This is a genomic window from Gammaproteobacteria bacterium, from assembly GCA_033720895.1.
Lineage (GTDB): Bacteria > Pseudomonadota > Gammaproteobacteria > Natronospirales > JAJUFS01 > JAWWBS01.
In genome coordinates this window covers 1-18,711 of sequence record JAWWBS010000019.1, presented here as the reverse complement: position 1 = coordinate 18,711, position 18,711 = coordinate 1, and the positions used below count along the sequence as shown (strand labels likewise).

At 62.5% G+C, this 18,711-nt stretch carries 18 protein-coding genes and 1 tRNA gene; 12 read left to right on the top strand and 7 right to left on the bottom strand.

Annotation, left to right across the window (positions count from 1 at the left end):
• Positions 1 to 10 precede the first annotated feature (10 nt).
• From hisH to lspA, 8 genes are all read left to right on the top strand, one after another.
• Positions 11 to 622: an imidazole glycerol phosphate synthase subunit HisH gene (gene hisH, locus R3217_04690; protein MDX1454735.1), complete on the top strand. Its 612-nt coding sequence runs from the start codon at positions 11 to 13 to the stop codon at positions 620 to 622.
• On the top strand, positions 619 to 1,353 hold the full coding sequence (gene hisA / locus R3217_04685; GenBank protein MDX1454734.1) for a 1-(5-phosphoribosyl)-5-[(5-phosphoribosylamino)methylideneamino]imidazole-4-carboxamide isomerase: 735 nt from the start codon (positions 619 to 621) through the stop codon (positions 1,351 to 1,353). The genes hisH and hisA overlap by 4 nt, the downstream gene beginning before the upstream one ends.
• Positions 1,353 to 2,120: an imidazole glycerol phosphate synthase subunit HisF gene (gene hisF, locus R3217_04680; protein MDX1454733.1), complete on the top strand. Its 768-nt coding sequence runs from the start codon at positions 1,353 to 1,355 to the stop codon at positions 2,118 to 2,120. The genes hisA and hisF overlap by 1 nt, the downstream gene beginning before the upstream one ends.
• Positions 2,117 to 2,758, top strand: coding sequence for a bifunctional phosphoribosyl-AMP cyclohydrolase/phosphoribosyl-ATP diphosphatase HisIE (gene hisIE / locus R3217_04675; GenBank protein MDX1454732.1), 642 nt, complete (start codon positions 2,117 to 2,119; stop codon positions 2,756 to 2,758). The genes hisF and hisIE overlap by 4 nt, the downstream gene beginning before the upstream one ends.
• Positions 2,759 to 2,852: 94 nt before the next feature.
• Positions 2,853 to 4,418, top strand: a complete 1,566-nt coding sequence (murJ, locus tag R3217_04670) for a murein biosynthesis integral membrane protein MurJ (GenBank protein MDX1454731.1) — start codon at positions 2,853 to 2,855, stop codon at positions 4,416 to 4,418.
• A 156-nt stretch (positions 4,419 to 4,574) separates the two neighbouring features.
• A complete protein-coding gene (gene ribF, locus R3217_04665; GenBank protein ID MDX1454730.1) occupies positions 4,575 to 5,525 on the top strand; it encodes a bifunctional riboflavin kinase/FAD synthetase in 951 nt (316 codons plus the stop codon).
• Between the two features lie 123 nt (positions 5,526 to 5,648).
• Complete coding sequence (gene ileS, locus R3217_04660; GenBank protein ID MDX1454729.1) at positions 5,649 to 8,432, top strand: isoleucine--tRNA ligase; 2,784 nt, start codon at positions 5,649 to 5,651, stop codon at positions 8,430 to 8,432.
• Between the two features lie 10 nt (positions 8,433 to 8,442).
• Entirely contained in the window at positions 8,443 to 8,985 is a 543-nt protein-coding gene (gene lspA, locus R3217_04655) for a signal peptidase II (protein MDX1454728.1), read from the top strand.
• A gap of 89 nt (positions 8,986 to 9,074) precedes the next feature.
• On the opposite strand, the gene R3217_04650 is transcribed toward lspA, so the two are convergent.
• The 7 genes from R3217_04650 to R3217_04620 form a co-directional block, all read right to left on the bottom strand.
• A complete protein-coding gene (locus R3217_04650) occupies positions 9,075 to 9,521 on the bottom strand; it encodes a type IV pilin protein (protein MDX1454727.1) in 447 nt (148 codons plus the stop codon).
• Positions 9,522 to 9,625: 104 nt separating this feature from the next.
• On the bottom strand, positions 9,626 to 13,012 hold the full coding sequence (locus tag R3217_04645; GenBank protein ID MDX1454726.1) for a PilC/PilY family type IV pilus protein: 3,387 nt from the start codon (positions 13,010 to 13,012) through the stop codon (positions 9,626 to 9,628).
• A 41-nt stretch (positions 13,013 to 13,053) separates the two neighbouring features.
• Positions 13,054 to 13,557: a PilX N-terminal domain-containing pilus assembly protein gene (locus R3217_04640; GenBank protein MDX1454725.1), complete on the bottom strand. Its 504-nt coding sequence runs from the start codon at positions 13,555 to 13,557 to the stop codon at positions 13,054 to 13,056.
• A gap of 31 nt (positions 13,558 to 13,588) precedes the next feature.
• On the bottom strand, positions 13,589 to 14,560 hold the full coding sequence (locus R3217_04635; GenBank protein ID MDX1454724.1) for a PilW family protein: 972 nt from the start codon (positions 14,558 to 14,560) through the stop codon (positions 13,589 to 13,591).
• A gap of 32 nt (positions 14,561 to 14,592) precedes the next feature.
• A complete protein-coding gene (gene pilV / locus R3217_04630; GenBank protein ID MDX1454723.1) occupies positions 14,593 to 15,177 on the bottom strand; it encodes a type IV pilus modification protein PilV in 585 nt (194 codons plus the stop codon).
• Complete coding sequence (locus R3217_04625) at positions 15,174 to 15,713, bottom strand: GspH/FimT family pseudopilin (protein MDX1454722.1); 540 nt, start codon at positions 15,711 to 15,713, stop codon at positions 15,174 to 15,176. The genes pilV and R3217_04625 overlap by 4 nt, the downstream gene beginning before the upstream one ends.
• A 98-nt stretch (positions 15,714 to 15,811) precedes the next feature.
• Entirely contained in the window at positions 15,812 to 16,381 is a 570-nt protein-coding gene (locus R3217_04620; GenBank protein MDX1454721.1) for a GspH/FimT family pseudopilin, read from the bottom strand.
• Between the two features lie 145 nt (positions 16,382 to 16,526).
• Here R3217_04620 and thiO point away from each other — a divergent pair, with 145 nt between their 5' ends.
• From thiO to R3217_04600, 4 genes are all read left to right on the top strand, one after another.
• Positions 16,527 to 17,624 (top strand): glycine oxidase ThiO, encoded by a 1,098-nt coding sequence (gene thiO / locus R3217_04615; protein ID MDX1454720.1) that lies wholly within the window; start codon positions 16,527 to 16,529, stop codon positions 17,622 to 17,624.
• A gap of 51 nt (positions 17,625 to 17,675) precedes the next feature.
• On the top strand, positions 17,676 to 18,065 hold the full coding sequence (locus R3217_04610; protein ID MDX1454719.1) for a Fur family transcriptional regulator: 390 nt from the start codon (positions 17,676 to 17,678) through the stop codon (positions 18,063 to 18,065).
• A 44-nt stretch (positions 18,066 to 18,109) separates the two neighbouring features.
• A tRNA-Thr gene (locus tag R3217_04605) sits at positions 18,110 to 18,185 on the top strand.
• Between the two features lie 88 nt (positions 18,186 to 18,273).
• On the top strand, positions 18,274 to 18,711 hold a 438-nt coding region (locus R3217_04600), incomplete at its 3' end, for a hypothetical protein (GenBank protein MDX1454718.1).

Sequence of the window (18,711 nt, the reverse complement as noted above, 5' to 3'; positions counted from 1 at the left end):
CATGTGCGACATGCGCAAGCAAACCGTGGCGATCATCGACAGTGGCGGTGCCAACCTGGCCTCGGTTCGCTTTGCACTCTCGCGCCTGTCGGTTCCGACCCGGCTGGTGTCGAAGGCCGAGGAGCTGTTATCCGCCGAGCGCGCCATTTTGCCTGGCGTGGGTGCCGCGGCAGATGCCATGCAGCGACTCCGAGACCACGGGCTGGTGGACGCCTTGCGCGATTACCAGCGCCCCCTGCTGGGCATCTGCCTCGGCTTGCAGCTGTTGTACGAAAGCTCCAGCGAAGGCGGTGTCGAGTGCCTCGGTCGCTTCGCCGGGGGTGTCGACGCATTCGATCGCGACGTCATGGCCGGGCTCAGCGTGCCGCACATGGGCTGGAATCGACTGGCGATCGAGAAGCCGCATGCCATGCTGACGCGCATTTCCAATGACGACTGGTTTTACTTCGTGCATGGCTACCGCGCACCGGTCGGCAGCGCGACGCTGGCCAGCTGCCGGCATGGCGAGAACTTCACCGCCGTGGCGGCACATGACAATGTCTTCGCCTGCCAGTTTCATCCCGAGCGTTCGGCCAGGGCCGGACGGAGAATCCTCGAAAACTTCCTGGAGTGGTCCCCATGAACCTCATACCTGCCATTGACCTGCTGGACGGCGAGGTCGTGCGCCTGCTGGAAGGCGATTTCGAAGCGCGCACGCGTTACGGCAAAGCGCCGACGGCGATTGCCGATGCCTACATCGACGCCGGGGCGAAACAACTGCACCTGGTCGACCTGAATGCGGCACGCGGGGACGCCGATTCCAACCAGGCCCTGATTGCAAAGCTGGTTCGTCACTGCACGGTGCCGGTGCAGGTCGGCGGTGGGGTTCGTGACGAGGATCGCCTGTCGGAATTGCTGGACGTTGGCGCGGCGCGGGTGGTCGTCGGCAGCCTGGCCGTCAACGAACCCGAGCGGGTCAAGCGCTGGCTGGCGATCTACGGCCCGGAGAAAATCGTACTGGCGCTGGATGTGCGCATTGATGCTTCGGGCGAGCCGCGCTTGATGACCCAGGGCTGGCTGGAAACCCAGGGCGAAAGCCTGTGGCCCTTGCTGGCCTTCTACGTGGAAGCCGGCCTGCAGCACCTCCTGTGCACCGACATTGCCCTCGATGGCAGCCTCAAGGGTCCGAACGTGGAGCTCTATGCCGACATCGTGGCGCGCTTCCCTGCGCTGGCGCTGCAGGCTTCGGGTGGCGTGTCGTCGCTGGATGATCTCAGGGCATTGCGCGAGCGCAAGGTGCCGGCCGCCATACTCGGCAAGGCACTGCTGGAGGGCCGTTTCAGCGTGGAAGAGGCCCTGGCGGTATCGAGCTGATGCTGGCCAGGCGCATCATTCCCTGCCTGGACGTGCGTGATGGCCGCGTGGTCAAGGGCGTGCGTTTCCGCAACCATCGTGATCTCGGCGACATTGTCGAGCTGGCCGTGGCCTATCGCGAAGCCGGTGCCGACGAGCTGGTGTTCTATGACATCACGGCAAGTCCCGAGGGCCGCAGCGCGGATGTCGAGTGGGTGAGTCGCGTGGCGCGCGAGCTGGACATTCCGTTCTGCGTGGCGGGCGGGATAACCACGGTCGACACGGCGGAGGCCATCCTGCATGCCGGTGCGGACAAGATTTCCGTCAACACGCCGGCCATTCGTGACCCCGGGCTGATCACTCGCCTCGCCGAGCGTTTCGGTTCGCAGTGCGTGGTGGTCGGCATCGACAGCATTCTCGACGACGGCAGGTGGCGCATCCGGCAGATGACGGGTGATCCGGATCGCATGCAGGATGGCGAGCAGGACACCCTGGAATGGCTCGAGCGCGTGCAGGAGCTCGGCGCCGGCGAGATCGTGTTGAATTGCATGGATGTCGATGGCGTGCGCGAAGGGTATGACCTCGCGCAACTGGCCGCGGCACGGCGGCGCTGCAAGGTGCCGTTGATTGCTTCCGGTGGCGCCGGTGCGCCGGAACATTTTCGTGATGCCTTCCGGCAGGCCGGTGTCGATGGCGCGCTGGCGGCCAGCGTTTTCCATACCGGTGACATTGCGATTGCCGATCTCAAGGCATGGCTGGAAACACAATCCATCGAGGTACGAACATGAAAACGGGACTATTGCTCGCCGGCGCCGATGGCATCGAATCGCTCGCCTGGGAAAAATCCGGCGGCCTGTTGCCGGCGATTGCCCAGCACGCTGCCAGTGGCGAGGTCCTGATGCTCGGCTTCATGAATCGCGAGGCACTGGACGCAACACTGGTGCGCGGTCGGGCGGTGTTCTGGAGTCGCAGCCGGGAGGCGCTGTGGGAGAAAGGTGAAACCTCCGGCAACACCCTGGACGTGGAATCGGTGACTGCCGATTGCGATGCCGACACCTTGCTGCTCAAGGTCAGGCCGCAGGGCCCGACCTGCCACACCGGCGCGCCGCGCTGCTTTGCCGACCCGGAGCTGCCGCTGGCTTTCCTGGCCGAGCTGGATGGTGTGATCACCGCGCGGAAGTCGGCGTCGGCGGACTCCTCTTATACGGCAAGCCTGTTTGCCGAGGGCTTGCAACGCATGGCGCAGAAGGTGGGCGAGGAGGGCGTCGAGACGGCGCTGGCGGCGAATGGCGAGACGCACGAACTGCTGGACGAGTCGGCCGACCTGCTGTTCCACCTGATGGTGCTGTTGCAGGCTCGCGACCTCGACCTGGCTGCCGTAGCGGCGCGGCTGAGGGAGCGACACAAGGCGAATCGAGGCGGCTGACGCCAATCTTCGCAATCCTGCGTGGCCAGCCCCGGGCTGGACCGGTATCATCGCGACAACATTCTGAAAAAACAGCCCTATAAGAAGAATCGGCATGTCGCGCGCCCTGCTCAAATCCACATCGGTTGTCGGTGGCTTCACCTTGCTGTCGCGGGTGCTGGGCCTCGTGCGCGACGTCGTGTTGTCCACCTACATCCCGGTGGGCAAGGGCATGGACGCCTTCCTGGTGGCGTTCAAGATTCCGAACTTCATGCGTCGCATGTTTGGCGAAGGCGCGTTTTCGCAGGCGTTCGTGCCGGTCGTGGGCGAATACCGCAAGACCCGCGAACACCAGGAGGTCCAGGCGCTGGTCGACCGGGTCGCCGGCACTTTTGGCGGCATGCTGTTGCTGATCAACGCCCTGGGCATCATTGCCGCACCCTTGCTGGTATTGATGTTCGCGCCGGGTTTCCTCGACAACAACGGCCAGTTCCTGCTGACCACCGAACTGCTGCGCATCACCTTTCCCTATCTCTTTTTCATTGCCCTGACGGCCTTTGCCGGCGGCATCCTGAACACCTATGGCCACTTCGCCGGACCGGCGCTGGCGCCCGTGCTGCTGAACGTGTTGCTGATTGCCGCCGCGATCTGGGGTGGTACGCATTTCGAAGTGCCGGTCATGCCGCTTGCCTGGGCGGTGCTGCTGGCTGGCATTGCGCAACTGTTGTTGCAGCTGCCGTTCCTGGCGCGCATCAAGCTGGTGCCGCGGCCACGCTGGGACCGTCACCACCCTGGCGTGCGGCGGGTATTCCGCCTGATGCTGCCGGCGCTGTTCGGCTCCTCGGTGGCGCAGGTCAACCTGCTGGTCGATACCCTGATCGCCTCCTTCCTCGCGGTGGGCAGCGTGACCTGGCTGTACTTCGGGGACCGCTTGATGGAATTCCCGCTGGGGGTGTTTGCCATTGCGCTGGGTACGGTGATCCTGCCCAAGCTGTCGGAGCAGCATGCTGCGCGTGATCCCGAGCAATTTCGCCAGACCCTGGATTTCGCCCTGAGGCTGGCTTTCCTGGTTGGCGTTCCGGCCGCCGTCGGCCTGTTCGTGCTGGCCCAGCCCATCATCGCCACGCTGTTCTTCCATGTGCCGGACCTGGCCGACAAGACCCACAACGTCATCATGACCAGCTGGGCCCTGATGGCCTATTCCCTTGGCCTGCTGGGTTTCACCCTGGTCAAGATCCTCGCACCGGGTTACTTCGCCCGGCAGGACACCCGGACGCCGGTGCGGGTCGGTTTCGTCGCCGTCGGTGTGAACGTGGCGCTCAATATCGCCATCGTCTACTGGCTGGTGAGGGAAGGTTTCGCGGCGCCACACGCCGGCCTGGCACTGGCGACGGGCGTGGCGGCTTTCGTCAACGCGGGCCTGCTTTACCGAGGGCTGCGCAAGCATGGCCATTTCACTCCGCTGGCGGGCTGGTGGCTCTTCCTTGGCCGGGTGCTGGCGGCCGCTGCCCTGATGGGCGGGCTGGTGGCCTACCTGGCAGGTGGCCTGGATGGCTGGCTGGCGGGCAATCTGTGGGAGCGTGCTTTCCGACTGCTGGGCATCGTGGCAGCGGGTGGTATCAGCTATGTGCTGGTGTTGCTGGCCAGCGGCTTGCGGCCGCGCCATTTCAAGGGGCTCTGAGCCCGCCGTCGGCCACATAGAATTCGCAGAAATTCTGCCTCGAAGGCTGCGCGGAGGGTGTCTTGGCGCGGCCTATCCGTATAATGTCAGCCTTTCTGCCACCGCAGGTCGGTCGGAATGTTCCAGCGGCCATTCGGCCCAACAGGTGAATCCAGCGTGGAAGTCATACGGGATCTGGTCAATTTGCGCCCCCGGCACCGAGGTTGCGTTGCCACCATCGGCAATTTCGATGGCGTGCACGTCGGCCACCAGGCGATACTTTCCGCCCTTCGCCGCCAGGCACTGGAGCACGAGTTGCCAGCGGTGGTGATCACCTTCGAGCCGACGCCCCGGGAGTTTTTCGCCCCGGAGAGCTGTCCGCCGCGGCTGACCGGTTTTCGCGAGAAAGTGGACATGCTGGAAAGCCATGGCGTGGACCGCCTGTTGCTGTTGCGTTTCGACCAGCGACTGGCCAGCCTGCCGGCGAGCGAGTTCATCGAGCGCATCCTGGTGAAGGGGCTGGGCGTCCGGCACTTGCTGATCGGCGATGATTTTCGCTTCGGCCAGGGCCGCGAGGGCGATTTCGCGATGCTGCGGGCTGCGGGCGAGCGACAGGGCTTCGGTGTCGATTCGACCCCGACCCAGACCCTGGACGACGAACGCGTCAGCTCGACCCGGGTGCGTGCTGCGCTGGCGACTGGCGAGCTGGCGGAAGCGGAGCGGCTGCTGGGTCGCAAGTACCGCATCAGCGGCCGCGTGGCGCATGGCGACAAGCTGGGGCGGACGATTGGCTTTCCGACGGCCAACCTGCGCCGTCGACAGGAGCGCCTGCCGCTGACCGGGGTATTCCTGGTCCGTTGCTATGGCCTGGCAAGCCAGCCAGTCTACGGCGCGGCGAATGTCGGCACCCGTCCGACCGTGGACGGCAAGAAGAACCTGGTCGAGGTACACCTGTTCGATTTCGAGCGGGACATCTACGGCCAGCACATCGAGGTGGAGTTCCTGGAAAAGCTTCGCGACGAGAAAAAGTTCGCCGATGTGGATGCATTGAAGGAACAGATACAGCAGGATGTGAACGACGCCCGCCTGCGACAGACCGAGTGGCAGAAGCGCGAACAGGCGATCTGAGCGATTTGAACCCCGAACCCGGCATCCTGCCGGGTTCAGAACGTGGAAAGAAGTGATTCGACCGTGAGCAAGAAGGGACAAGAATACAAGGCGACGCTGAACCTGCCGCAGACGGATTTCCCGATGCGCGGCAACCTGGCGCAACGCGAACCCGAGATGTTGAAGGCCTGGGCAGAGGAGGGTCGCTACGAGCGCATCCGCGAGGCCTGCGCCGGTCGCGAGAAATTCATCCTGGCCGACGGGCCGCCGTATGCCAACGGCGACATCCATATCGGTCATGCGGTCAACAAGATCCTGAAGGATGCAGTGGTCAAGTCCAAGACCCTGGCGGGTTTCGACGCACCCTACATTCCCGGCTGGGACTGCCATGGCCTGCCGATCGAGCTGCAGGTCGAAAAGAAAATCGGCAAGGCCGGGCACAAGGTCGATGCGCGCAAGTTCCGCGCCGCCTGCCGCGAGTACGCCCTCAAGCAGGTCGACAAGCAGCGCGAGGATTTCATCCGCCTTGGTGTGCTGGGTGACTGGTACCAGCCTTACCTGACGCTGGATCCGAAATTCGAAGCCGATGAAGTCCGGGCGCTGGCGAAAATCATTGCCAACGGCCACCTTTACAAGGGCTTCAAGCCCGTGCACTGGTGCATGGACTGTGGCTCGGCGCTGGCCGAGGCCGAAGTGGAATACAAGGACAAGACGTCGCCGGCCATCGACGTGCGCTTCCCGGTCATCGACGATGCCGATTTCCTGCGCCGCATGGAACTCGACAACCACGGTGGCGAGGGCCTGATTTCGGTCGCGATCTGGACGACCACGCCCTGGACGCTGCCCGCCAACCAGGCTGTGGCGCTGGCGGCTGACCTGGATTACGTGCTGGTCGAGATGGACGCCGGGCAGGGGCCGGAGCGGGTCCTGCTGGCCGAGGCCCTGCAGGAAGACGTTCTCAAGCGCATCAACGCCCAGCATCCGAAAGTCGTCGGTCGCTGCAAGGGCGAGGCGCTGGAAGGCGTGCTGCTCAAGCATCCGTTCTACGATCGACATGTGCCGGTGATCCTCGGTGACCATGTCACCACCGAATCCGGTACCGGTGCGGTGCATACCGCGCCCGGCCACGGCCAGGAAGACTTTGCGGTCGGTGTCGAGTACGACCTGCCGCTGGTCAACCCGGTGGATGGCAACGGCGTGTTCCTCGACTCGACGGAACTGTTCGCCGGCCAGTTCGTGTTCAAGGCCAACGACGCCATTGTCGAGACGCTGAGCGAGCGGGGCATGCTGCTGCACAACGTGCCTTACCAGCACAGCTACCCGCATTGCTGGCGCCACAAGTCACCGGTGATCTTCCGCGCCACCCCGCAATGGTTCGTGTCCATGGACCAGGAAGGCTTGCGCGCCAGGGCACGCGAGGAAATCAAGCAGGTCGCCTGGACCCCGGCCTGGGGCGAGAGTCGCATCGACGGCATGGTCGAGGGCCGGCCGGACTGGTGTATCTCCCGCCAGCGCACCTGGGGCGTGCCGATTCCGCTGTTCGTGCACAAGGAATCCGGTGAACTGCATCCGCGCACCCAGGATTTGCTGGAAGATGTCGCCAAGCGCATCGAAAAGGATTCCGTCGACGCCTGGTTCGAACTCGATGCCGGTGACCTGATCGGTGCCGACGCCGACCAGTATGAAAAGGTCAACGACATTCTCGACGTGTGGGTGGATTCCGGCCTGACGCACTACTGCGTGCTGGACCAGCGCGAGGAATTGCAGACGCCTGCCGATCTCTACCTCGAAGGCTCCGACCAGCACCGTGGCTGGTTCCAGTCTTCCCTGCTCACCTCGGTCGCGCTGCGCGGCACGGCGCCCTACAAGGGCGTGCTGACGCACGGTTTCACCGTCGACCAGCAGGGGCGGAAGATGTCGAAATCGGTCGGCAATGTCGTGGCACCGCAGAAGGTGATGAACCAGCTCGGTGCCGACGTGCTGCGCCTGTGGGTGGCCGCCACGGATTACCGCGGTGAGATGAGTGTCTCGGACGAGATCCTGAAGCGCATGGCGGACTCCTATCGTCGGCTGCGCAACACGCTGCGCTTCCTGCTGGCCAACATGAACGGTTTCGTGCCGGCTGAACATGCCGTGGCACCGAAGGACATGCTGTCGCTGGATCGCTGGTTGCTGGAACGCACCCGCGAGTTGCAGGCTGAGGTGCTGGAAGCCTACGAGCGCTACGAGTTCCATGCCATCTACCAGAAGGTCCACAACTTCTGCATCGTGGATCTCGGCAGCTTCTACCTGGATGTGATCAAGGACCGCCAGTACACCACCCAGGCCGACAGCCTGGCGCGGCGTTCCTGCCAGACGGCGCTGTATCACGTCGCCGAGGCAATGACCCGCTGGCTGGCGCCGATCCTGAGTTTCACCATGGAAGAGGCCTGGCAGGAACTCCCGGCACCGCCAAAGGACAAGCGACCGGCATCGGTGTTCATGACTACCTGGTACGAGATCCCGGGAGAAGCCAAGCAGGTCGATGACATCGACTGGGACACCGTGCTGCATGTCCGCCAGGCGGTTTCGCGCCTGCTGGAAGGGCTGCGCAAGGACGACCGTATCGGTTCCTCGCTGGACGCGGATGTTTCGCTGTTTGCCGAGGGCGAGCTGTTCGACAAGCTGGCGGCGCTAGGCGACGAACTGCGATTTGCGCTGATTGTTTCGAGCGCAACCGTGGCACGCAGTGGCGACCGACCCAGGGATGCCAGCACCGACGACGAGGCGCCGGGGCTGTGGATGCATGCCGACAAGTCCGGCAATGACAAGTGCGTACGTTGCTGGCACCGCCGCGAAACCGTTGGCCAGGCTGCCGAGCATCCGGAGTTGTGTGGCCGTTGTGTCGAGAATGTCGCCGGCGATGGCGAACAGCGTCGTTTTGCCTGAGGAGCGCAGGATGAATTTCAGACTCTGGGCCGTGCATCGTCCCGTCAACTGGTTGGTACTGTCGGCCATCATTGTCGTGCTGGACCAGCTCACCAAGACGCTGATCACCTGGGAGATGCAGCTGTTCGACGAGATTCCGCTGCTGCCGATCCTGAACCTGAAGCTGCTTTACAACGAAGGGGCCGCCTTCAGCTTCCTCGCCGATGCCGGTGGCTGGCAGCGCTGGTTCTTCATCGTGCTTGGCACGGCCGTGTCGGTCTTCATCATGATCTGGTTGCGAAAGCTGCCCAAGGACCAGACCTGGATGCTGCCGCTTTCGCTGGCCTTGATCCTTGGCGGGGCGCTCGGCAACGTGATCGATCGCGTGATTCATGGGCATGTCATCGATTTCATCGATTTCTATTACGGCAACTGGCACTTTCCGGCCTTCAACGTTGCCGACATCGCCATTTCGATCGGTGCCTTCTTTTTCATACTCGATACCGCGCTGGATATTCACGAAAGCGGTTCGCGGCCGGACCAGCCGGCCAAGCCGAGGCGACACAAGCGTTGAGGTGCCAGCAGGGTGCATGGCTGCTGAAGTGACATTCAATCCAAAAAAAACCCGCCGGAAGGCGGGTTTTTTTCATGCCGTGCTTTGGTCTACCAGCAGTCGCTCACCGTACCGGTGCCACTCACACCTCGTTCCTGGTTGTTGTCCAGCGTCAGGTTGGCGCATTCAAGATCGTTGTTGCCTTGCGAGTTCACCGGTGTGGCCGTCAGCGTGAAGCTGCGCGTGGTCGGCGTGGCTGCACTGATCTGGTAAACCACCTCTGCGCTGGCGTTGGCCGCCAGGCGGTTGCCGTTCACGTCGATGAAATAGGGGTTGGCCGGCATGCCAAGATTGGTGAGGTCCGAGGCATACTGCTTGTTGTCCATGAAAAACGTTTCCTGGCGGCTGGCGATCGAATTCAGTTCCGACTTGGCCAGGCTGCGCTTGGTGCGGGTCACGTATTCGGAATAGGCCGGGTAGGCAACGGCGGCCAGGATGGAGATGATGGCTACCACTACCATCAGCTCGACCAGTGTAAAGCCCTGTTTCAATTTCATTGTCATTCCCCCTGTTTCTGGCCGGCCGACCCGCGTTCACGGGCCGGCCACGTTTCTTTACCGGAACGAGCATGCCACTCCGGCAGGCAGAAGGCCAGACGCGATCAGTACGAGTCGCGGTCCTCCACTTCGTACCAGTAGGTCCGCCAGGTGCTCTTGTCACCGACATTGATGACGTCACTGCCGACCAGCAGGAACTCGCCACCATAGGCCACGCCACCCGCGGGAATGCCTGCGGCGCTGACGTCGGTGAAGGCGTCGGTTGCATCGAGAATCTCGTCATTCTCGCCATCACCATCCGAATCGGTTGTCGAGTCGTTGTACTCGTTGTAATTGAGCACCGGTCGACCGTCATCAAGACCCAGGGTGTAGAGCAGGCCCGAACCCTCCGACGGTCCGCAGGTCTGGACGTCGACCGGATCGATTTCATCCGTGGTCTTGCCGAGCGGCAGGTAGCTGGTGGCAAAGACCTGGTTGGCGACAGTCAGCGGGCTGGACAGCAGTTTCTCGCCCGTGCCCTGTGCCAGTTCGTACTTCCAGCCGTTCGACAGCAGGCCACCCGGATCGCAATTGGCGACGGTATCGGTGCCGAGACAGTAATCCGTCACGTCGAGCAGGTCGCCGATCACGAAGTTCTGGTCTGGAACCGTGTAGGTCGCGCTGGCACCCGAGGTGTATCGATCCTTGATCACGAAGATGAAATTGTCGGTCGGCGTGCTGCCCACCGGACGATCCAGCGGGTTGGCCCGATCGCCCGAACCGATGATCACGGCGTCATACTTGCCAGCGTCGCCCGGGCCGTCTTTCGACTGCACGACGTCCGGCGCATGGAAGAAGCGTCGATCGCCGACACGCGTGGAGTCGGAGCCGAGATTGGCCAGCAGGCTGACCTGCCAGTTGTCGGTCGTACCGGACATGTCGATGCGCCAGACCTTGCCGCCCGTGTCGCCGACATAGCCACGGTCGACGTAACCGTCACCATCGGTATCGACGGTCGCGATGTCCGACGGGATGCTGTCCGTCAGGCTGGCATGGTAGTAGATGGTCGATGTCGACGTGCCCGAACCGCCGACGGCTTTCCAGATCAGCGCACCGGTCTTGGCATTCACCACGTAAATGGCGTTGCCTTCCGAATCGGCCGTGCCGGCGCCGGTTTCGGAACGGGCATCCTTGTTGGTGTCATAACCACCAGGGAAGACGACGATCGGCACGGCAGGCTGCGAGCCCAGCGCGCCATCGACGTCGATCTCGCCCACTTGAGGCTGCGCCCAGGTCTGGCCGAGCTCGTCGAAATCGCCACCGGTCGTCTTGGTGATGCGCCAGCGCAGGCTTGGCGATTCCGGCGTGGTCACATCGAGAGCGTAGTAGGCCTTGCCGCCACGACGCAGTCCGAAGAACAGCAGGGCGGTATCTTCGCTGGATTCGATCGTACCGTTCTGGTTGATGTCTTCGAGGTAGGCTGCGGGCGGTCCGTCCACGGTATAGCTCGGGCCGGTGTCGATATCGTTGTCATAGCGCACCGACAGCTCGCCCATCACTTCCTGCGGAATGAAGCCCCAGACTTCCTTGCCGCCTTCCGTGACATTGCTGTTGCCATTGTCATCGGTGTCCTTGAAGAAGTGCATGAAACCGTCATTGGTCGACATGGCGATGTAGATGTCCGGATTTTCGGTAGCAGTATCCGGGTCGGCGAGGTTGCCGAAATTGATCGGCAACGGTCGCGAATGCAAGGGATCGCCGAGCATCCACGGACGGGCCTCCTCGCGGATACCGTCGTTGTCGAGATCCTGGACGTCCATGCCGCGGGTATGCGCGATGTAACGCGCCGCCAGGGCGGTATCGGTCGTTCCCAGCGCGGTCAACAGCGCGGCAACCGTGGTGGAGTCGGTATTGAACGGCTGCAAGCTGTTGGTGATGCCGTTGGTTACCACGGCCGAATCATAGTAGAGGTTCCGATAGCCTGCGCCATTCGAGAAGCCGGGCGAGACGCCGGTAATGAAGCCAGGGATCTTCTGGCCCGCACCGCCACGGGTCACGGAACGACCGTCAGCGCCGTCGACTTCGAGCTCGTCCGGATCGGCCGGCGGCAGGTCGGCCGTCATGGTCCAGAAGGTTTCGGCATCGAACTCGATACGGCCATCCGAGGCGATGGCGCGCTCGCCATTGGAGTCGACCAGCGCGGCAACCTTGTTGCCGTCGGCGTCGACATCATCCACGCCGTCGCCATCGAGGTCCGTTTCCACGCGCAGCTTCTTCAGGTTGCCGGCCCAGAAGGGCTTGTTTTCGCCATCGGCTTCGAACAATGCCAGGTACACGCTGTCGAGAGTCTGCGAACGGTTGAAGACGTTCACCGGCACGGAGGCCGCCACGAAGGTCGTCGAAACGCTCAGGATCTCATTGAAAATGCGGCTGATGGTTTCCACCAGCTCGGCAGGATCTTCACTGAAAATCAGGACTTCGTCCGTGCCGCCAGCCGTTGCATAGCCGTTGGTGGTGTTGTTGTCCGACGACTCGGTGACCACGAAGTAGGAAATCACGGTCTGCTCGCCGGCGATTTCCGCGGCCGTGCCGAAGGTACCGTCAGCCAGGTCGACGTCCCGCAGGTACTCGATCACGGTGTCGAAGGAATTGTTATTGCCAGACAGGTTGATGCCGGCCATGCCGCCATTGGCCTTGGTGGCCGTGATTGCATCATCCGAGTCGCTGTCCTGGTTGGAGACCTGGTCGAGGAAGTTGATCACGAAGATCTTCGAGCAAAGGTCGGCCGGGTCGAGCGGGGATATGTAGGTGTTGTCCGAGTTTCCCGGGGTCTCGATGTTCTCGTCCCAGGATGCGCCCGCGTTGTCGACATCGATGTTCTGCGAATTGTTGGTGCCGAAGTCGGTGTAACCGTTATGGCCGTTGTAGATGCCCTGGCCGGTCAGGTAGCGGAAGAACTCGAAATACAGCTCCTTGCCCTGGAACGAATGCGACACGTTACCCTGCGGGGTCGGAATGGATTGCATCACCTTGAAGAAGGCTTCCTTGTTGCCGTTCGAGTCGCCTGCATACATCGACCGGAAACCGGACAGGATGTAGCCGCCATTGGAGCACTTGACTGCATCGAAGCCGACACAGTTGTTGTTGTTGTCGTGACTCATCATCAGGCCGACCTTCACACCATCGAGTTCGTCGAACACGACGACAAGCGAAAGGCGCAGGATGTCGAAGAACGTCAGCTGACTGGTTCCGATATCGGCCAGGATCGCGTCGACCAGTGCAGGGGCGTCGGTCAGGTTCCGGAAATATTCTGCCTCGGTGCATGACGTCGAACTGGCATCGGAACAAATGGTCGAGGCCAGGTTGGAGCGATAGTCCAGTGACAGCATGACCAGTGGTTCCGACCCCAGTGAGGAGTTCGGATCGAGGTAGACGTCCGTGTCGTCAGCCTGGGCCGGGATGCAGATCCCGGCAAGCAGGGCGGTAATAAAAAATGTCTTGAGCGTCTTCATGTGCATCACCTTGCCGTAGTTGGCGGGCTGCGAAATCAGGATCAATTGGCAATAAGGACCAGCACGCCTTCAACGATGTCGGCATTGCCTTCACCGACATCGGAGGCGTCGAAAGTTCCGCGTACTTCGAACGTTGCTACCGAGTAGTTCGGCAGGCTGTACCCCTGGATGCGCGGTGCAGGCTTGGTCAGCGGCGACACGCGCTCGACGACGACCTCGACGAAGCCCTCGTCGATGTCGTTCTGGAAGGTCGTTGCCTGGTCTTCGAGAATGATGGAATAACGCGTGCAGGCTTCGGCCGAGTTCACCAGGCAGGTCGTCTCGCCGACACCGCCGATGACAGGCGTGTTCGAGGTATTTGCAATGGTCGCATCGATGATTGCCTGTGCCTTCTGGGCGGCCTGGGCATTCATTTCGTCGTTGTTGGCCATTCGCAGTTCGATGATGCTGGAGCGCATGGCCGACAGGCTGATCAGGGTAATGATGATCAGGAAGATCAGCGCCATGAACAACGCGGCACCGGATTGTCTGTTTCGATGGTTCATTTTCGTTCCGTTGACACCTGGTCGGTGGATATCAATTCGTGATCAGGCGCGCAGCAATCGGGTTGCGCGTCTGGATGGTTGTCGTGAAGACGCGGCGGAAGTATCCGTCCGCCGGCGTGTACGTCGGCAGGTTCGATATGTCGTAACTCTTGCCGTTGGTGTAACCCTGGGTAAGCTGCGTGCCTCGCGACAGCAGGAAAATCCGTACTGCAGCAAGTTCTTCGGAATTCGCGGTGTCGACGTTGGTAACCCACTGTTCGGGGAATCCGTCATCGTCGTCATCCAGTCCGAATTCGACCTGCATGTTCTCGATACCCTGGGCCATGCAATCGGTTTCGACAGAGGCAGTGTCGGAATCCCAGTAGCGCCGGACCAGCGACGGAATGTTGTCGCCGGCGCGGCAGTAACTGCGCACGTACCAGATGGTCGCAGCATATTCCCAGTACTCGTATGGCGTCGGAACCGCCGAATTCGGAGCTGCGCTGCCCGGCAGCATCACGCCGACCGTGCCGTTTGTCTGCAGGTAGTAGGCATTCGCATCCAGGGCGTCCTCGGCAGCGGCAATGCCCAGTTCGGCCAGCGTATCGGCGGTCGTGTCGGAGGTGCGTACGCCCTCGACCCGGCGAATGGAAATCGCATCGGAAGTCGGAACAAGGTCGTCAAGGTTGACCGACCAGTCAAAAGCCTGGGCACCGGCTGCATTGTCCAGCGCCAGGATGGGCGACTCGTACTCGGTGAATGCGACACCGGCGAGCGTGGCATCGTTACCCAGCAGGGTGCCCGCCAGCATCGGTCCCCAGAAGCCGGCCATCGACACCTCGCGCTGCAGTTCGTTCATCGCAAAGCGACCTTCCTGCTGCATGGTGGCGATGATCTCGTCCTGCGAGAAATTGCGGCGTGATTCGACGAACAGCGTGGCCATGCCACCCACGATGATCAGGCCGAGGGCCATGGCGATCATCAACTCGGGCAGGCTCATGCCGCTGTTACGGGCTCGATTCACTGGGTGCTTGGCTGGCAACATTCGAGACAACCTCATGGCGACATGTATGTGGTGAACATCAGGACACGACGGTAGGCATCGTTGGTGTCATAGCCGCCGGCGCCGCAGGAGCCAAGACCGTTGATGCCATTGTCGATGACCGGGTTGCTCAGTTCCGTGGTGCCGCGCCAGGCGATGATCACGAAGTACGTGCCTTCACCGCCGGCTGCCGGTCCCCGTACGCAGGCAGAGGGGTCGACAAGACCACCCGAATTGCCTTCCGATACACCATCCAGTGCCTGTTCCCATTCATACAGGTCGAATGCCGCCATCTGCTCGGGCGAGCACGACACGCCGTTGTCGCACATGACGCCAGGTGCGCCCAGGCTGCCCATGCCGAGATCCTCCACCAGGTAGAGATCCCAGTCATCGTCATCGGCAACCCGCATGCGCTGGATGATGTCCTTTGCCAGCAGGGTGGCAGTGGTGCGCTGCACGGCATCATAGTTGGCCTTCTTGGACACGATTTGCAGGCCGGCGACCGTGAGGATGCCGACCGCAAACACGAACAGTGCAATCATCACTTCGATCAGCGTGAAGCCGCGTCGGGCCGTCAGGTTTCGTCCGTGCATGATCATGGCGTGCAACTCGTCGGGGTGGCGTTGTCCAGGTCGGTATCGCTGGCCTGTGTCCGGCCCGAGCGGAAAATCAGCACCATGCGGGATTCGTCGAGTCCGCGGCTGTCACAGATGATGAACTCGGCCTGGTCATTGCCCGCATTGGTCTCGGCGCGGCCATTGGCCTTGTACTGCAGCATGGTATGGGCGGCGCCGACGGTCGGCCCCGAGGGTCCTGCGTCCACGAGGAAGATCGCGGCAGCATTGTCCGGGGTCCAGTTCTCGTCTTCGTCGACAAAGCCGATCCAGCCGTCTTCCCAGTCACCGCCACTGCAGGTGGCATTGTCGGTGGAAGGGCAGAGCACCGTGGTCTGGTTGCGCTTGATGGCTTCGCTGCGGGTCTGTTGCAGCGAGGCGATGAGGTCGTTGACGGCAGCCGTGCGGTTGTTGTTCTGGATGAACTCCTGAACACCAGGGATGCCCACGGTCAGCAACACCGCGGCCAAGGCGATGGTGACCATCAGTTCAATCAGTGTAAATCCGGATACCTTTTTCATGCACTCGACTATAGGCCGAGTGTGGCGCACCACAACAGCAACGCCGATGAGTGGTAAAAATTATCCGATGGGTCGGAAACCCCACATTATCAGGGGCCTCAGGGGCAATTGGGCGGGTTGGAATTCGCGTCCATGCGGGACTGCCTCGGGCGACCATTGGGGGCAATGGTGATTCTCCGGCCATCCTCGTTCTGCGCATTCACGCAGACCGACAGGGAAGAATTGCCGGTCACGTTCTGCAGCCCGGGTCGAAAGCCGATCCGGCCCGTCACATTGTTGCTGGGTATGGTGACGCCAGCCAGCCGTTCTCGCTGGATCAGCAGGGCTTCGCCCGGTGGGTCGAAGTTGTTGTCGCCGTCGTCATCCTGGAACAGGATCCAGCCGTTTTCCCAGCGGCTGTTCAGGCTGCAGCCGGTTTCGGCGGTGCCGGTGCACAGCAGGAGGTTCCGCCCTTCGTTCAGGGACATCACCCGCGCGGCCTGGATGTCCCCGACCAGCTGATTGACTGCAGCAGCGCGTCGATTGCTTTGCAGGTACTGTTGCAGGCCGGGAATGCCGATGCCGACCAGGAGGGCGGCAATCGCGATGGCCAGCATGACCTCGATGAGGGTGAACCCGAGCGCTGCGCGGCGGCCGGGGAAGGGCAGGGCGACTGGTTGATCGTGCATGAGGACCTCCTCGGGCTGCCGGGCGGCGGAGGCGTGCGGTCGGCAGCAAAAGTGCCGTGGTAATGGAGCCGCCGGGAATCCGGTGGCACAATAAGGCGCCTAAACTGTACACACCATCAGGGAAACTCAGGGGATTCGGATCTGAATGGCTAAGGACAACGCCGATGTCATCGTCGTAGGAGCCGGGGTATTTGGTCTCCTGACGGCGCGGGAATTGCACCGGGCGGGCCTGAAGGTGATGCTCGTGGACAGCGGTCAGCCAGGCCGTGAAGCCTCCCGTGCCTCGGCGGGCATTCTTTCCCCGCTCTATCCCTGGCGGGCCCCCGGCCCCATCCAGGCGCTGGCGCACTGGTCCCAGCAGTATTACCCGGTCCTTGCCGACGATATGCGTCGCGAGACCGGTCTTGACCCCGAATTGACCAACAGTGGCATGCTGGTTTTCGATGAAGCCGAGCTGCAGGTTGCCAAGGCCTGGGCTCGCTACAGTGCCCGTCCGCTGGATTTCCTTGATGAGTCCCAGTTACTGGCCTGCGAGCCAGGGCTGGCAGGCTCACCCCGCGACGCCGCGGTTTTCCTGCCGACCGTGGCGCATATTCACAGTTCGCGCTTCATGCGTGCCCTGACCGAATCCATCTACAGCCAGGGCATTCCCATCCGCGAGGACACCCGGGTCGAGAAGCTGCTTGTCGAGAATGGCAAGGTCACCGGCATCAAGACCTCGCTGGGCGAGCTTTCCACGGGGCGGGTGGTCATCGCCGCGGGCGCGTGGTCCGGTGAAGTGCTGGAAGCCTCGGAACTGGCCCTGGACGTGCGTCCGGTCCGTGGCCAGATCATCCAGTTCGATGGTCCTCCCGGGCTGCTGTCGCGCATCCTGCTGGCGGATGGCATGTACATTCTGCCGCGGCGCAACGGCCGCATGCTGGTTGGCAGCACGCTGGAAGATGTCGGCTTTGACAAGGGCATCACCCGGGAAGCGGCGGAGACGCTCAAGGACATGGCGGTATCGATCATGCCCGCGCTGGCCGGCCTTCCCGTGCAGCGCCAGTGGTCTGGCTTGCGGCCGTCCACTACCGACCAGATGCCTTATATCGGCCGGCATCCGGATATCGAGGGCCTGTTCTTCAATACCGGCCATTACCGTCATGGCATGACCACGGCGCCGGCGTCCGCTCGCCTGCTGGCTGATATCCTTCGAGAGGAAGTGCCCATTCTTGATCCCACCGCCTACCGGGTCGGCCGCTAGCGTGCTGCAAAGGGTGTGAGAATGACTAAAAAACACAGTGAAAACAGTAACTTGGAGGGTATCCTCCGCGATCGCCGGATATTGCCGACCGGCCAGCGACTGGCCGTCGCGCGGGTCACACTGGCGGAACCCCGGCACATGACAGCCGAGCAGGTGCATGTCGCTGTCCAGGACAGTGGCGATACGGCCTCGCTGGCGACTGTCTACAACACCCTCAAGCTGTTTACCGAGCGAGGCTTGCTGCGCGAGGTGATCGTCGAGCCAGGCCGCGTCTTCTATGACTCCGAGACCCGGCCCCACCACCACTTCTACGACGTGGATAGCGGCAAAATCACGGATATCCCGGCCTCCCAGCTGGCCCTGCTGGCGCTGCCCGAGCCACCGGCGGGCAAGGCGATTGCCGATGTGCAGGTCATTGTGCGGATTGGCGATGCCGATTGATTGCCGGCCCCGGGCTTCTTCTATATACTCCTGCGCCGCACTCCGCCGGAATAGCTCAGTTGGTAGAGCAACGGTTTCGTAAACCGTAGGTCCGCAGTTCGAATCTGCGTTCCGGCACCAGAATTCAAAAGCCCGCCCTCGGCGGGCTTTGTCGTTTCCGGGACATGGTGCTGACCACGGCCGCGAATTTCATTAGTCTCGTGCACCTATGGACGCCATTCCCGATCTCGAGCTCGAGCAGATTCCCGCGTGGCTGTTTGCCACCCTGGCCGATGGCGCCGCACGGCGACAGGCCGCCATGCATGTCCTCACGCTGGCCACCATCGAAAACGCCGAACCTCGCCAGCGCACCATGGTGTTGCGTGGCGCATCGGCTGCAGAAGGGTGGTTGCAGTTCCATACCGATCGTCGCAAGAGCCTGCTGGATGCCCTCGAGCATGGCGCCAGCCTTTCCTGGTACTCGCGTGGCCTGAAACTGCAATGGCGTGCCCGAGTCCGCCTGCAGGACATGACCGGCACGGTTGTCGAAGACACCGCCTGGGCCCGGACGCGCGACCTCAGTCGCCGGTGTTACCGGCAGTCGCTGCCGCCAGGCACGCCGGTCGAAAAGGCGGGCGAGAGCGGACCGCCGGTCGGGGAGGGCCGC